Genomic DNA, 13,371 nt, shown 5'->3' on the forward strand with positions numbered 1-13,371 from the left:
GTTACTTGGTATAGCTGCCGAGATTGTTCTTCGTCACCACGGTCACGCCCGTGTCGATATCGCTCGCCTGCTTCTCGCTGCCCTGGATCTGCGAAACCAGATGTTCGACAGCCAGCTTGCCCATGGTCACGGGGCGCTGCACCATGATTGCCTGGATCGAGCCATCGCGGACGCCCTTCACGGTGTCAGGCAGATCGTCGAACGCGATCACTTCGAGCTTGCCCTTCATCGCGCCGAACTCCTTGGTATTCAATACCTTTGCGACCGCCGGCCCGCCGACCTGGCTGACACCGAAAATGCCCTTGAGTTGCGGATGTGCGCGCAGCGTGGTCTCGACCACGGACACGCCGCGCGCCAGATCGTCGTCAGTGCCCTGCGTTTCGACGACCTTGATACCCGGATACCTGGCGAGGCCCTTCTTGATGCCAGCGATGCGCTCGTTCAGATTCACCGCGCCCAGTTGCCCGGTGACGATCGCGACATCGCCCTGACCGTTCAATGCCTTGCCCATCGTCTCGGCCATCGTCTCGCCCGCCGATTCGTTGCTCGTGCCGATATACATGGAGCGGCCACTATTGGGCGAATCCGAATCGTAGGTCAGCACCTTGATGCCGCTCTTTTCCGCGCGCTTCATCACGCTTTCGACCGACTTCGGCTCGTTCACCGAAATCGCAATGCCGTCGACGTGCTTCGAAATCAGGTCTTCGATAATCTGCACCTGTGTCGAACCCTGGGTGTTCTGCGGCACCACCCATTGGTAATTGACCGACAGCTTGTCCGCAGCAGCCTTCGCGCCGTTATTGCAATCGTCGAAGAACGGCACCGCGACTTTCGGAATCACCGCGACCGAAATATCCTTCGCGTCTTTCGCGTGGGCGTTACCGGCCAAGAGCGCACAGAGCGCCGCTACGGCCGACACCGCGAACAATGCGTTCAGGCGGCGCGTACGGGCCGCGCGAGTCAGGGTTCGTTGCATGATGTCGTCTCCAGAAAGCGTCGGTTTTTAGGAATTTGAAAAGTCACAAGACGGCCTGGCGCACACGCCAGACCTCGCCTGCAGGCTTAGCGCCCTTTGAAGCGCAGCCGCCAGATATCGATGCTCACTGCAATCAGGATGACGCAGCCGGTGATGGTTTGCTGCGCATAGGTGTCGATGTTGAGAAGCACCACGCCATTCGTGATGATGCCCGCCAGCGCCGCGCCGATGACGCGCCTTCGACGCTGCCGACACCGCCGGACAGACTCGCGCCGCCGATCGCGGCGGCCGCGATCACGTCGAGTTCCGCGCCGAAGCCCGCGGCCGGCTCGGCCGACACGAAGCGCGAAAACGCGATGACACCGGCCAGCGCCGCGATCGCGCCGGATAGCACATAGACGATGAACTTGACGCGCGCTGTACGTACGCCGCTCAGCAGCGCAGCGTTTTCGTTACCGCCAGTCGCATACACATGACGGCCAAAGCGCGTGCGCCGCATCACGATCGAAAAGCACACGGCAAGCAGTCCCATCACCACGACAGGGAACGGGATAAAGCCGAGATAACCCTGGCCGAGGAAAGTGAAACTGTCAGGCACATCCGGCGTGACGGGGACACCTTTGGTGATGATGTACATCAGGCCGCGGCCGATCGACAACGTGCCAAGCGTCGCGATAAATGGCGGCAACTGGACACGTGTGACAAGAAAGCCATTCAGCGCGCCGACCGCGACGCCCGTCGCGAGTCCCGCGGCTACGGCTGCTACCGCGCCGTAGCCGTGCTGAAACGACAGCGCCGTCACCAGCGACGACAGCCCCATCACCGAACCGACCGACAGATCGATGCCGCCCGTGATGATCACCAGCATCATGCCGATCGCCATGATCGCCGTTAGCGAAAACGAGCGGAATACGCCCATCAGATTGTTGGTGGTCAGAAAGTATGGCGAGAACAGACTGATCAGCACGCCGACCAGAATCAACACTGCGAAGATGTTGAATTCGCGCACCCTGACACAAGAACGCAGCAGCGCGAGCGGCATCGGCAAAGCGGGCACGTCGGTTTTCGAAGAAAGGGCTTTCAACGGATGGTCTCCTTGGTGTCGCGCGTCGACAGCACAGCGGGCCCCCTACGATGCGAGGGCTCGACATCGTGGACGATCATAGGTTGAGAGCGCGCCGCAAAACTGTGACGCGCGTCATACAAACCTATTGGGGTTGTCCCGGAATAAGCGATTGCTGCAGTGCGATTGATGTGTGAGTGCCATGCCGCGCCAGACAAGAACGGGCGAAAAGAACTGTCCAACAATGGCACGGCACCCGCAAATCACGCATTGAACCGGCACAGAGATGCCGACTATGACGTCCGTCACAGAAATGTGCCGCACAGATTCATTAAGCTCTTGGCAAGGTCCGCCGGCCAGGCACACGCCACGCATCCGGCCCCTTTTGACATTCTTCCAGGAGCAAACCGTATGACAAAGCGAGTGATTGTGACCGGCGGCAGCGGACTCGCCGGTAAATGGGTAGTCGAAAACCTTGTCGAGCACGGCTACGAAGTGCTGAACCTCGACCGCGTGCCGATGCCCAAGCGCACCGCGCGCACGCTGATCACCGATATCACCGATGCAGGCCAGGTGTTCAACGCGCTCGCGTCGAGCACCGCGCCAACCGAATTCGTGCCCGACCTCGAGCCGAAGCCGATCGACGCGATCGTCCATTTCGCGGCGATCCCGCGCATCATGGTCACCACCGACAACGAGGTGTTCCGCATCAACGTGATGGGGACCTACAACATTCTGGACGCCGCGTCGAAGCTTGGCATCCGCAAGGTGATCGTTGCATCGAGCGAAACCACCTATGGCGTAGTGTTTGCGCACCGGCACCGCAATCCGCAGTACTTCCCGCTCGACGAGCAGTATCCCGTCGACCCGATGGATAGTTATGCGACGTCGAAGGTCATCAACGAAGTGACCGCGAAGGCGTTTCACGCGCGCACCGGCGCGGACCTGTACTGCTTCCGGATCGGCAACGTGCTGGACCCGGAAGACTATGCGAAGTTTACGCAGTGGAACAAGGACCCGTCGCTGCGCAAGCGCATTGCCTGGAGTTACATCGATGGCCGCGATCTCGCCGAAGCGGCGCGTCTGGGTATAGAGAAAGACGGCCTCGGCTTCGAGGTGATGAATATCGCCGCCGACGACGTATCTTCCGATCTGCCGACCGCGGAACTGCTGAAGCGGTTCTATCCAGAAGTGCCGGTGAAGAAGCAGCTCGGCGAGTTCGAGACACTGCTGAGCAACGAGAAGCTCAAGCGCCTGCTCGGCTGGAAGCAAAAGTACTACTGGCGCGATCAGGTGAAGTGAGAGCCACCACAGGTCCAGCTTCTCAAGCTGATGCACAACACTATGGTAGCGACGGGCGAGGCAGCGTCGACAGTAGCGGAACGTTTCGCTATAGCGACGCCGTCCGACCGGATCTATCAGGGCGGCTCGCAGCAATTCGGCAGGCAACCCAAGGCTCGCCCGTAGGCGGACCACATCCACAAGTCCTTGCCGCGGCGCGATGCCGTCATAGGGATCGACGTCAAGCCCCATGGTCCGGGCGGCGACGACGCCCGTCGAGGCGTTGCCCATCTCGAACTTCCACAGGATGGACATCAGTGATTCGTGCGGGTATAGCCAGCTGCGCCTGAAGACGTAGCCCAGCGCCGGTGTCAGCCGGCTCTCGTCAAGGGTGAGAATGGGGAACGCTGGTTGCGCCGGCGACCGCAGTTACCCAGCGGCGACGAGGACGCGTCCGGTTGCATGACGTGACTGGACGTAACCGCAACCGCAATGCCTCACCGCATGTTCCCACAGCACCTGATCCGGACAATAGCCTCGCGCGTCTCTCAGGTCGCTGTTCTTCAGCACGGTCTCGACCGCGCGTGCGAAGGATTCCATCGGGATTACAAGCTGGCCTGGCAGACTGGCCTTATGATGCGCCGTCTCTAACGCGTTCCATAGCGTGTCGGCGTCACTGACCAGTCGTGGACCGTGCCGTTGGTCCCCAGCGGATACTGAAACGACGTATTCGCTATCAAGCTGTGACTATCTGCGCGCGACTTAAGCGTTAGCCTTCGCCCGCCTCGGCCTCTTCGCCTCCGGCGTCCCGCCAACCGTTCCTGCTGGCTTGAAAAGCGGTGAACTGAGCGTCGCTGCGCCCATATCGGCCGCAGCACTCAACAGCGACGGCGCGAGTTCTTTCAGACGCGACTCCGGCAGCCGGCTCGTCGGCCCCGCTAGACTCACTACACCTACGACCTCATTGGTCACCGGATTGCGCACAGGCGCGGCAATCGACGTCATCCCCGCCTCGTACGTTTCGATCGCCACCCCGTAGCCGCGTTGCCGTGCAACGTTCAGGTCCTTCAGGAACTGCTGGATGGTCTTCGGCGCACGCGGCGCGTTGGCCGATTTCGGACCGAGTCCGCCCTGCTTCGACACCAGTTCGATAGCGCGTTCGTCTGAGAGCGTCGACAGCCACGCCTGTCCGCTCGCCGTGCAATGCAGCGGTGGCTGGCTGCCCATGTCCGGGTCGTATCGCAAGCCCGACTTTGCGCCCTGCGCCTTGCCGACAAACGTGATGTGATCCTCCTCGACCACGCCAAGGCGTGCCAGCTCACCCGAGCTTTCCGCAAGCCGGTCGAGCACCGGCTGCGAGATATCGGCCACGCCGCTCGTGGACAGATAGATCAACCCCAGCGACACCAGCTTCAGCGCAAGCGTGTATTCGCCGTGATCCTGGTCCTGGCGCACGAAACCTTCGTCGATCAGCATCGACAGCAGACGGTGCGTGCCGCTGCGCGGAATGTTCAGCGTGTCGGCGATGGTCGCAAGCGTCATGCGGCCGCCGTTCTTCGCCAACAGTTCGAGCACCGCCAGCGCCCGCTCCAGATTGCCTGCCATATTTCACTCTCATCCACATTGCACTGGGCAATGAGAACACGATTCCATAGTGGAATTCAAGCAGTTTCGTATCTCCCCGGCCGTGGGACCGCTCCTCGTCAGTGCCCCGCGCTCACACTGACCTGCGCAATTGGCCCTTTGTGTCGCGCGCCCTTCAGCAATACGCCTGCTGCGCCGACCGCGGCAGGCACCGCCAACGCCATGAACACTTCGCCGAAACGCCAGTTCGCGTGCAGCATCGACGCGCCGAGCATCGCGCCCGCAATCCCGCCAAATCGGCCGACGCCCAGCATCCAGCTCGTGCCCGTCGCGCGCATGGACGTCGGATACGAGCCCGCCGCGAGCGCGCAAAAACCCGTATTCGAACCGTTCATGCAATAACCCATGCCGAACGCGAGCACGCAGATCGAGCTGAACGTGTGCGCGGACGACCCCATGTACCAGGCCAGCACGCCACCGGCGAACACGGTCAACCCCAGCGCCCGATGCGGATTGAAGCGGTCCATCTGCCAGCCGATCAGCACCGAGCCGACCGTGCCGCCCGCCTGGAACAGCGCGCCGACCACGGCCGCCTCGGCGAGCGTGAAGCCGATTCCGCGAATCAGCGTCGGCAACCAGTTGCCGAGCAGATACACGGTGAGCAAACCGGCGAAATAGCAGATCCACAGCATCACTGTGCCGAACGCATGGTCGCGCGAAAGAATCGCGCGCACGGGGCTGCGTTCCGCGCGCTCCGGTTCGTGCGAGATGAAGCGCGTGGCGCCGTCGGCGGCACCGGGCTCCAGACGATTGAGCACGCCGACTAGACGCATGCGGCGATTCTCTTTCAATGCCAGATAGCGCGCCGATTCCGGCAGCCATTTGATCAGCACGGGCACATACAGAACGGGAAGCACGCCGCCGAGCAGCAGCACCGAATGCCAGCCGTACGCGGTTATCAGCCATGCGCTGACAAAGCCGCCGCCCGCCGCGCCGAACGTGAAGCCGCAAAACACGATCGTCACCATCAACGAACGGCGATGCGGCGGCGCATATTCGGCCATCAGCGTCGCGGCATTCGGCATTGATGCGCCTAGGCCGATACCCGTCAGAAAACGCAGCACCGTCAACGACGCGACATCCGTCGCGAACGCCGATGCGAGACTCCATACCCCAAAGAAAAGCACGGCGGTCGTCATCACGGTCTTGCGGCCGAAGCGATCCGACATCGGCCCGGCGCCGAGCGCGCCGAACGCGAGGCCGAGCAGGCCGCCGCTCATCACGGGACCGAGTGCATCGCGCGGTATCGCCCATGCAGTGGAAAGCGACGGCGCGATGAAGCCGATCATCACCGTATCGAGCCCGTCGAGCATCACGATCAGCATGCACATCAGCAGCACGAGAACCTGGAAGCGTCCGATTGGCTGATCGTCGAGGAATTGTTGAACGTCGAGCACGCCTTCGCCGCGCGCCGCCGTTCCTTGAGCGGACCGTTTGGCCGCCTGCGAGATGGTCATCGAGTGTCTCCAGATGATTTGTTCTTGTTATGTGTTTGTTCAGAAAGATGCCGGCCGCGCGCCGCCGCTCTTTGCACGGCGACGGTAAAAGGCCAGACGTCACATTGGCGTGCTGCCGATCAGGTCGCTGTCGCGTAGGCCTGTTCGAGCACGGCGCGCGTTGCGTCGAGCAAACGTCTCGCGCGATCGACGGCACGCGTGGTCTCAGCCCAACGCTGCGTCGGCACTTCGACGCTCACGGGCAAGTGGTCCGGCAACGCGCGCAGAAGGCCAGCCAGATCGAGACCGCCCTCGCCCGGAATCATCCGTTCGCAACGCGCCTGATACAGCAGCGTATCGAGATCGGTCGGACGTTCGGTGGGTGCGTCGCAGAACTGCACATAGCCGAAGTAATCGCGCGGCAACGCGCGCAATGCATCGAGCGAATCAGCTGCACGATCGAAGTGAATCGGATCGATGATGAGACCCGTGTCGCGCTTGCCACTCGCTGCGACAATACGCGCGCCCTGCGCGATGTTCTTTACCTCTGTCCACGGCATCGGCTCGAGCGAAGGCGTGATGCCGAGCGGCGCGGCGATATCGCACAACTGCGCAAGACGATCCGCCGTGCGCGCTTCGTCCGGATCGTTGCCTGCTACGAGCGCAAAGCGCGCGCCGAGTTCTGCGGCTGTTTCGAGCATCGGCTTGTACGACGTCACGTCGGTATCCGGCTTGAGCCGCATGATCTCGACATCGAGCACGCGCAAGCCCGTGCCCTTCAACACCGCGAGCGTCTCGCGCTTGAGCGCCGTATCGCCGACGATTTCATGCCGCACTTCGTGATCGGTCGCGGGCAGCAGGCGCAAGCCGACGAAGTCATAGCCTGCATCGGCCGCGCATTGCACCATCCGCGGCGGCGTCAGTTCCAGCACGGTCAGCGCCGACAGCGACAGCGCGCGCGCATGAGCCTGAGTCATCATGTCTCCTTTATCCAGTTCGTAACCTGTCTTACTCGCGCCGTTCAGCGCAACGGCGAAAACGGCGCGGGCACGTAGATCGTCGATTCCATCGTCGTCAGGTGCGCGGGTCCGCCCTTCGGCGGCCAGATGCCGTCTTTCACCGCTTCTGCCCGAATACGCGAGCGCTCATCGACGCTGGCATACGGCCAGATGTTCAGAAAACGCGGCACTGTGCCATCGAGCGAATACATCGCGCCGATCAGCGGCGAGCGCTGCGTGCGCTCGGGCACGGCATTTTCCCAGGCGTCGATGGTGTGTTGCAAACTTGCGAGCTTCGTGCCATAGACACGCATCTCGTAGATGCCACCGTGCACAGCCGGCTCGATAGGCGGCAGAAACGGGAAGAGCGCGTAGCTCTCCACCTTCACGTCCACGACGAACTCGCCGCAACCAAACGGATTGCCTTCGAGCAGCAGACGCTTGCGCTCATTCACGAGCGCCGCCTCCGATTCGAAGCCGCGCAGCACCATTACCTTGCCGAGCGCGCCGATATCCGAATACCAGCAGCCGAGCAGCGTCGAGCCCGGCTGGTTCGCAGTCGCCTTGATGCTTTCGAAAACCTGCGCGTTTGTGCCGATTTTCACCGTGAGTGTGACTGTGTCATACAGGGTCATTGCATGGATCCTTGATGTGAACTGGAAGAACCGGTGCGCATCGGAAGATGCGCCGTACGGGCGAGAGAAAGTCCCGCGAGATAGCCGAAGGTCATCGCCGGGCCGAGCGTGATGCCGCCGCTCGGATAGCAGCCGCCCATCATGCTCGCGCTGTCGTTGCCGACTGCGTAGAGGCCGGGAATCGCGTGATCGTTGCGGTCGAGCACGCGGGCGTTGGCATCGGTGGCAAGGCCCGCGAAGGTGCCCAGGCTGCCCGGCAACAGCTTGACCGCGTAGAACGGTCCGCTTTCGATTGGCGCGAGACAGGGATTTGGCCCGTGCGTTTCGTCGCCCTGCACGCGGTTGTATGGCGTCGAGCCTTTGTGGAACTGCGGATCGAAGCCGTCTTTCGCATAGGTGTTGTACGCGCTGATCGTATTCTCGAGTCCCTGTGCGTCGATGCCGCACACGCTGGCGAGTTCGGCGAGCGTTGCGCCACGTTTCAGATAACCTGAATTCACATAGCTCGAAACAGGAAACGGAAAAGGCTTCGAAAAGCCGAGCCCATAGCGGCGCTGAAAACGATGATCGCAGATCAGCCACGCGCACACCTCTTGGCCGCGCGGCGTCGTGCCGAGCAAGGCGGAAATGAAGTCGTGATACGACGACGCCTCATTGACGAAGCGCTGTCCGGCGCGCGTGACGGCGATCACACCGGGCTTCGCGCGCTCGATCAGATGCGCAAACGCCACGTCGCCGCCGCGTCCCGGCACGAGCGACACGGGCGCCCACGCGGCGGGGGCATCGAGTGAGTTATTGAAATGCCCGCCGATCGATTCTCCGAGCCGAATGCCGTCGCCCGTATTCGAGGGTGGCGCAGCCGACCAATGTTCCTTCCCCGAAGGCGTGTAGGCAAACGTGCTGGCGCGCCGCGCGACATCGTGCGGAAAGCCGCCGCATGCCAGCACCACGCCACGCGACGCACGCACTTCGTGCACCACGCCCTCGATCTCGACACGGGCACCCGTCACGCGCGCATCGTCGCGCAGCAGGCAGATTGCCTTCGCCCGCGTACGCAAGTCGACGTTGCGATCCGCTGCGGATTTCAACAGCCGCGCAACCAGCGCATTGCCATTGATGAGATGCATCGAGCGCCCATGGCGCAGCTTTTGCCACGCGAATGCAGCGAGCCGCCGCGTCACGTAAAGCGCGGACGTCACGGAGCGCGTCGCGCGATAGAAGTGCGCGAGATCCTGACCCGAGGCCAGCGCCATGCCCTTGATCGTCATCACCGACAGCGGCTCGCGCAGCTTGTGGATCAGCGGACCGAGTTCCTTGCCGTCGAACGGCATCGCACATACCGAACGACCGCCCGTCGCCGCGCCTGGCGTGGTGTGAAAATCGGGAATGCGATTGCCGTCGATGAAACGCATCGCCGTGTTTCGCTCGAAGAATTCGATCATTTCGGGCCCGCGCTCCAGCAAGGCATTCGCCTTGTCCGCATCGAACTGCGCGCCGAGTTCGCTCTTCAGATACGTGCGCGGCACCTCGATGTCTTCGCGGATGCCCGCGCGCGTTGCCAGCGGATTGCGCGGAATCCACATCCAGCCGCCCGACCACGCGGTCGTGCCGCCAAACACGCCTTCCTTTTCCGCGACCATCACGCGCAAGCCCTTCGCCGCCCCCGTCACGGCCGCCGACAGACCGCCGGCGCCGGAACCCAGCACCAGCACATCGCATTCGAGTATCGGTTCACGTTTCATTTTCGCTTCTGCCTGCCGAACAATATGGAACTAGCTTTCTTTGTGGAATACTATTCCAGTAAATGCGATCTTGCAAAGTTTTTTGTGACGACAAGGAGGAGCGACATGCGAGTACTGGTGACAGGCGGCAGCGGTTTTTTGGGGGCGTGGATCATGCGGCGGCTGCTTGCACATGGCATCGAATGCGTTGCGTTCGATCTGCAGGCGAGACCGCAATTGCTGCACGCGCTCGCGCCTGATCAGGCGGATAGGGTCCAATGGCGTACAGGCGATATCGCGCAAGCCGCCGATGTCGCATACGCACTGGACGGTTGCGACGCCGTCATTCATCTGGCGGGCATCCTGACGCCCGATTGCGCCGCCAACCCGGTGCGCGGCGCGCAGATCAACCTGATCGGCACGCTGAATGTCTTCGACGCAGCGCGCGCCGCGGGTTTGCAACGCGTGCTGTACGCCAGCAGCGCCGGCGTGTTCGGTCCCGACGATGGCGCAACGCCGCATCCGGAAACGCACTACGGCGCGTTCAAACTTGCGTGCGAAGGCTCGGCGCGCGCGTACTGGAACGACCACGGCATTGCGAGCGTCGGCTTCCGGCCGCTGGTCGTCTATGGCGCGGGACGCGAGACAGGATCGAGCGCCGGCCCGAGCCTCGCGTGCCGCGCCGCCGCGCTTGGCGAGCACTACACGATGCCATTCACAGGTTCGACAGGTTTCATCTACGCCGACGATGTCGCGGCCGCATACGAAGCCGCGTTGTTACGCGACGTGGAAGGTGCACACGCGTTCACGCTCGCAGGCGAAATCGCTTCCGTGCGGACGGTGATCGACACGATCGGCACGATCGTGCCGGACGCGCGCATCGTTGCAGCGGGCGCGGCGCTGCCCATCGCGACTGCATTTCCGCGCGATCCCGCTTTGGAGCGTCTGTTGCCGAACCTGCCGCAGACCTCACTCGAAGCAGGCTTGCGGCAGACTGTAGCGTTCTACCGTCACGCATTCGCGACGCACCACTGACGAGATCGCGACCTCAGCGCGCCGGTGCAACCGCCGCACACGACGCCACAGCCCGATGCACAGCAAGCGTCGCGGCGAGCGTGCGCGCGGCGTCGTCAGCCGAACACAACGGCGCTTCTTCACCTGCGATGACGCCAGCGAAGTGGCGCAACTGCTCGTGATACGGATCGGCGCTGTGCGGCGTGCTGCGCTCGACGGTCAACGGCTCGTGCCAGCCTTTGCGCGACCGGTACTCCCACACATCGAGTTGCGGCAGCGCGAGCGACGCATTGGTGCCGATCAGAAAATGCGTGTTCACTTGCTGGCGCGGATAGTGCGCCGCTTCACCCGCGGCCAGATCCCAGTTCCAGGGCGCAGATGCGCAGTCCGACACGGCGAGCGTGCCAAGCGCACCGCTCTCGAAGCGCAGCAACACGGCAGCCGTATCCTCCACTTCGAAGCCGCGCACCGCATTAGACGTCAACGCCTGTACCTCGACGATCTCGCCAAGCAGGAACCGCATGATGTCGATGTCGTGGATCAGGTTGATCAGCACGGGCCCGCCGCCCGCGCGGCGCCGCCACTCCACATGGAAGTAGGCGTCCGGTTTGTAGAAAGTCGCGAGCGCATTCGCAGTGACAGGCTTGCCCAGCCGCCCGGACGCGATGATTTCCCTGGCGCGCCGCAGGATCGGATTGTGCCGACGATGGTGCCCAACCAGTAGCGGCACCCTCGCCTCATCGGCTGCGCGGCTCAGCTGCTGCGCAGCATCCACATCGTCGGCAACGGGCTTTTCGATCAGCGCGGGAATCCCGCGCGCGATACACGCAAGTCCCACCTCGACGTGCGTCGCATTCGGTGTCGCGACGATCGCGCCTTCGGGGCGCGCTTCATCGAGCATCGGCGTGTAGTCGGAAAACCAGCGAAGCCCTTCCTGTTGCGCGAATTCGCGCGCGGCCGGCGACGGGTCCGCAATCGCGACCACCTCCGCGTGCGGGTGCAGCCGCGCCCGCTCCACATGCATGCGCCCGATCGCGCCCGCGCCGATCACCGCCAAACGTCTCCGTGCCATGTCCTTTATCTCCTCGGGTTGACCGCGTTTGAAGTCTTCCAGGTGAATACCCGGATTTTATGAAATACACTTTGATTATTGAATACTATTCCAGTTCGAACTACAGTTCACCAAAAAGTTTTTGTCGTCGACAGTTTGCGAACGGATACGGACAAGGAGCGGAGAGAGACATGAAGGACGAACACAAACAATCCATCACTCAGCAAGCGCAAGGCATGGGCATGACGCGGCGCACGTGGCTCGCCACGGCGGGCAAGACGCTCGCGAGCGGCGCGGCCGTGCTGGCCGCACCCGCGATCGTGCGCGCGCAAGGCGAACAGCCGCTGAAGCTGGGCCTTTTGATGGCCAAGCAAGGCGTGTGGACCGAACAGGGCGAAGTGATCGCGAACGGCGTGAAGATGGCGCTCGACGATGCGAACAATCAGGCGCGCGGCCGCCGCGTGGATCTCGTCTGGTACGACGAGCCGAATCCGCAGTCTGCACAGCAGAACATGCAGAAGCTGATCGAGCAGGACAAGGTCATTGCCGTGATTGGCGGCACGAATAGCGGCACGTCGCTGGCAATGTCGTCCGTCGCGAATCGCACGAAGACGCCGTATATCGCGCCGAACGCCGCAGCGCGTGAACTGACGGGTAGCAGTTGCAACCCCTACACGTTCCGCGTGCTGAGCCCCACGCCCGTCACGTGCCGCGCGCTGGCGCCGTCGCTGCTCGCGATCGGCAAGAAGTGGCACTTCCTCGTGGCGAACTACGCGTATGGGCAGGACATCCAGCGCTCGATGTCCGACCTGCTGAAGCAATCGGGCGGCACGATCACGGGCGCCGATGTCACGCCGCTCAACACCACCGACTTCAGCTCGTTCATCCTGAAGATCCGCCAGTCGAAGCCCGATGTGGTGATGCTCGGCCTGCCGGGCGGCGATCTGTCGACCTTCCTGAAGCAGTACGCCGAAATGGGAATGAAGGACAAGATTCCAGTGGCGTGCCCCATCATCGGCGACTCGGATTTGTGGTCGATCAACGTCGATGCAGCCACCGGCTACTACGGCAAGCCGTGGCACTACAGCTCGCCGGGCCACTCGCCGGAAGAACTCGCGTTCATCAAAAAATACACGGCGAAGTACGGCAAGCCGCCCGCCGACAAGGCGTGGATCGGCTGGTTCACGACGCGCGCACTGCTCGCCGGCGTCAACCAGGCGAAGAGCACATCGGGACCGGACATCGTGCAGAGCCTGGAGACGGTGCAATTCGGCGACAGCAGCGGACCCGCGTATTTCCGCCCGTGGGATCACCAGATGCTGCGCCGCTGGACGGTCTTCAAGGTGAAAGACCACATCACCGACAAATGGGACTGGCTGAACCAGGTATCGGCTGTTCCGCAAAACCCCGCCGAACTCGACGCGCTGTATGGCTCGAAGCAGGAGATCGGCTGCACAATGGCCGCGCGATAACGCGGATCGAATGGTCGGGTTTGTGAACTGCACGCAACGACCATTCGCTCCCGACGTGTCCTGCGTTTATCTGCATTCAC

10 protein-coding genes and 1 pseudogene are annotated in these 13,371 nt (G+C 62.7%); 3 read left to right on the forward strand and 8 right to left on the reverse strand.

Annotated features, from left to right (window positions below; translation table 11 throughout):
• Nucleotide 1 precedes the first annotated feature (1 nt).
• Entirely contained in the window at nucleotides 2–976 is a 975-nt protein-coding gene (locus H3V53_RS07500) for a sugar-binding protein (RefSeq protein ID WP_336597416.1), read from the reverse strand.
• Nucleotides 977–1,062: 86 nt separating this feature from the next.
• A pseudogene (locus H3V53_RS07505) lies at nucleotides 1,063–2,018 on the reverse strand (ABC transporter permease).
• A 432-nt stretch (nucleotides 2,019–2,450) separates the two neighbouring features.
• Between H3V53_RS07505 and H3V53_RS07510 the strand changes: the two are divergent.
• Complete coding sequence (locus H3V53_RS07510; protein WP_336597417.1) at nucleotides 2,451–3,341, forward strand: NAD-dependent epimerase/dehydratase family protein; 891 nt, start codon at nucleotides 2,451–2,453, stop codon at nucleotides 3,339–3,341.
• 741 nt (nucleotides 3,342–4,082) lie between these two features.
• On the opposite strand, the gene H3V53_RS07515 is transcribed toward H3V53_RS07510, so the two are convergent.
• From H3V53_RS07515 to H3V53_RS07535, 5 genes are all read right to left on the reverse strand, one after another.
• Nucleotides 4,083–4,925 (reverse strand): IclR family transcriptional regulator, encoded by an 843-nt coding sequence (locus H3V53_RS07515; RefSeq protein ID WP_336597418.1) that lies wholly within the window; start codon nucleotides 4,923–4,925, stop codon nucleotides 4,083–4,085.
• A gap of 98 nt (nucleotides 4,926–5,023) precedes the next feature.
• Complete coding sequence (locus tag H3V53_RS07520) at nucleotides 5,024–6,421, reverse strand: MFS transporter (RefSeq protein ID WP_336597419.1); 1,398 nt, start codon at nucleotides 6,419–6,421, stop codon at nucleotides 5,024–5,026.
• 119 nt (nucleotides 6,422–6,540) lie between these two features.
• Nucleotides 6,541–7,377: a sugar phosphate isomerase/epimerase family protein gene (locus H3V53_RS07525; protein ID WP_336597510.1), complete on the reverse strand. Its 837-nt coding sequence runs from the start codon at nucleotides 7,375–7,377 to the stop codon at nucleotides 6,541–6,543.
• 44 nt (nucleotides 7,378–7,421) lie between these two features.
• Nucleotides 7,422–8,033 carry an NIPSNAP family protein gene (locus H3V53_RS07530; RefSeq protein ID WP_336597420.1) on the reverse strand — a complete coding sequence of 204 codons (612 nt, stop codon included), beginning with the start codon at nucleotides 8,031–8,033 and terminating at the stop codon, nucleotides 7,422–7,424.
• A complete protein-coding gene (locus H3V53_RS07535; RefSeq protein ID WP_336597421.1) occupies nucleotides 8,030–9,775 on the reverse strand; it encodes an FAD-dependent oxidoreductase in 1,746 nt (581 codons plus the stop codon). The genes H3V53_RS07530 and H3V53_RS07535 overlap by 4 nt, the downstream gene beginning before the upstream one ends.
• A gap of 105 nt (nucleotides 9,776–9,880) precedes the next feature.
• Between H3V53_RS07535 and H3V53_RS07540 the strand changes: the two genes are divergently transcribed.
• Nucleotides 9,881–10,789, forward strand: coding sequence for an NAD-dependent epimerase/dehydratase family protein (locus tag H3V53_RS07540; protein ID WP_336597422.1), 909 nt, complete (start codon nucleotides 9,881–9,883; stop codon nucleotides 10,787–10,789).
• Between the two features lie 13 nt (nucleotides 10,790–10,802).
• Here the strand turns inward: H3V53_RS07540 and H3V53_RS07545 are convergent, their stop codons facing one another.
• Nucleotides 10,803–11,840: a Gfo/Idh/MocA family protein gene (locus H3V53_RS07545; RefSeq protein ID WP_336597423.1), complete on the reverse strand. Its 1,038-nt coding sequence runs from the start codon at nucleotides 11,838–11,840 to the stop codon at nucleotides 10,803–10,805.
• 170 nt (nucleotides 11,841–12,010) lie between these two features.
• Here H3V53_RS07545 and H3V53_RS07550 point away from each other — a divergent pair, with 170 nt between their 5' ends.
• Nucleotides 12,011–13,291, forward strand: coding sequence for an ABC transporter substrate-binding protein (locus tag H3V53_RS07550; RefSeq protein ID WP_336597424.1), 1,281 nt, complete (start codon nucleotides 12,011–12,013; stop codon nucleotides 13,289–13,291).
• The last annotated feature ends 80 nt before the right edge of the window (nucleotides 13,292–13,371 follow it).

The sequence above is a fragment of the Paraburkholderia bengalensis genome, from assembly GCF_037126505.1.
Taxonomy (GTDB): Bacteria; Pseudomonadota; Gammaproteobacteria; order Burkholderiales; family Burkholderiaceae; genus Paraburkholderia; species Paraburkholderia bengalensis.

Excerpts from the sequence above, each read along its gene's own strand:
- H3V53_RS07540 (WP_336597422.1), top strand. The coding sequence starts at position 9,881 with ATGCGAGTACTGGTGACAGGCGGCAGCGGTTTTTTGGGGGCGTGGATC.
- H3V53_RS07500 (WP_336597416.1), bottom strand. The coding sequence starts at position 976 with ATGCAACGAACCCTGACTCGCGCGGCCCGTACGCGCCGCCTGAACGCA.
- H3V53_RS07545 (WP_336597423.1), bottom strand. The coding sequence starts at position 11,840 with ATGGCACGGAGACGTTTGGCGGTGATCGGCGCGGGCGCGATCGGGCGC.
- H3V53_RS07525 (WP_336597510.1), bottom strand. The coding sequence starts at position 7,377 with ATGACTCAGGCTCATGCGCGCGCGCTGTCGCTGTCGGCGCTGACCGTG.
- H3V53_RS07520 (WP_336597419.1), bottom strand. The coding sequence starts at position 6,421 with ATGACCATCTCGCAGGCGGCCAAACGGTCCGCTCAAGGAACGGCGGCG.
- H3V53_RS07515 (WP_336597418.1), bottom strand. The coding sequence starts at position 4,925 with ATGGCAGGCAATCTGGAGCGGGCGCTGGCGGTGCTCGAACTGTTGGCG.
- H3V53_RS07535 (WP_336597421.1), bottom strand. The coding sequence starts at position 9,775 with ATGAAACGTGAACCGATACTCGAATGCGATGTGCTGGTGCTGGGTTCC.
- H3V53_RS07510 (WP_336597417.1), top strand. The coding sequence starts at position 2,451 with ATGACAAAGCGAGTGATTGTGACCGGCGGCAGCGGACTCGCCGGTAAA.
- H3V53_RS07530 (WP_336597420.1), bottom strand. The coding sequence starts at position 8,033 with ATGACCCTGTATGACACAGTCACACTCACGGTGAAAATCGGCACAAAC.
- H3V53_RS07550 (WP_336597424.1), top strand. The coding sequence starts at position 12,011 with ATGAAGGACGAACACAAACAATCCATCACTCAGCAAGCGCAAGGCATG.